We start from the raw sequence: 1,138 nt of genomic DNA on the forward strand, positions 1-1,138 counted from the left end.
ATTTAGCGCATGACCTCAATGAAGATCCTGAAAACCGTAAGCAAGCCGATTTGACCTATCGTGCCTCGTGGGCTCAGTTTCGAGGAGGGCTCAATGGCACCAGTGGGAATTATGATTATTTTGCGGAAATGGCGGGTTCGGTCTCGACATTGGATGGCAAAATCTTCCCTGCTAACGAAGTGTATGACAGCTTTGCCGTGGTCAGCACCAGTGGTTTTGACGGTATTCCGGTTAAATATGAAAACCAAATTGTTGGCGTGACTGACGAGGATGGCTATTTGCTAGTGCCTTGGGCTACCGCGTATTACACCGCCAAATATGAAATTGACCCACTCACTTTACCAGCGAATGCGGCATTTTCGACGACAGAGCAGTTCGCTTCGATACATGCAGGTTACGGTTATTTATTAGAGTTTCCCATTGAGCTGCAAATTGCATTGAGTATGACCGTTGTGGATGAAAATCACCTAGTCCTGCCGCTTGGCACGTTTGGGCGTTCAGAGACAGGATTAGTCAGTCAAATTGGGTGGGATGGGTTTACCTACTTTGAAGGCATTGATCCGGGCAGTTACATTCTGTTTTATCCTCAAGGGCAGTCACCATGTAAAGTTTCAATTGAAGGGTTGTATGAGCGCGAGAGTCAAAAAATACAAACACTGAATAGTCAGGTTTGCCTCAAAACAGAAGATGAGGCGGCACTATGATGTTGCATCGCTGGCTGGCTAGTCTACTTCTCTTTTTCTCGTGTTCGACAATAGCTTGTCAGCTCACTGCGTCAACACCTTCAATCCAGTTTGGTAGCGTTTCCTCATTTACGGTGTCGAGCACTCAGCAACAAAGTTCAGCTCAGCCTCATGCCGGGATAACGTGTGACTTTTCGACACTTGTGTCGTTGTTGAGTGGCGACTATGTGTCCGTCACATTTACCAGCCTCAATGGTGGGCAGATGACCACCCAAGGAGATGCCAGTTCGGTAATTAACTATCAGATCTTTGGCGATTCAAGCCTTTCACAAGAGTATGTTTTTGGCCAATTGCACACCTTCACAGACACCGACTTGTTAGATTTGTTGGGGCTGTTTGGAGACCAAGTTGAGTTCCCTCTTTATGCTCGGACGGGAGCTGGAAGTAACCTTTCG

At 47.0% G+C, this 1,138-nt stretch carries 2 protein-coding genes; both read left to right on the forward strand.

From position 1 onward, the window contains the following. The coding region (locus R7Q41_RS24230) for a fimbria/pilus outer membrane usher protein (RefSeq protein WP_318144732.1) at window positions 1–704 on the forward strand (704 nt) is incomplete at its 5' end. Further along, window positions 704–1,138 (forward strand): spore coat protein U domain-containing protein (locus R7Q41_RS24235; protein WP_318144733.1); only part of this gene is annotated, 435 nt, incomplete at its 3' end. The genes R7Q41_RS24230 and R7Q41_RS24235, both read left to right, overlap by 1 nt.

Source organism: Vibrio sp. 2096 (assembly GCF_033339595.1).
In the GTDB taxonomy this organism is placed as follows: Bacteria; Pseudomonadota; Gammaproteobacteria; order Enterobacterales; family Vibrionaceae; genus Vibrio; species Vibrio alginolyticus.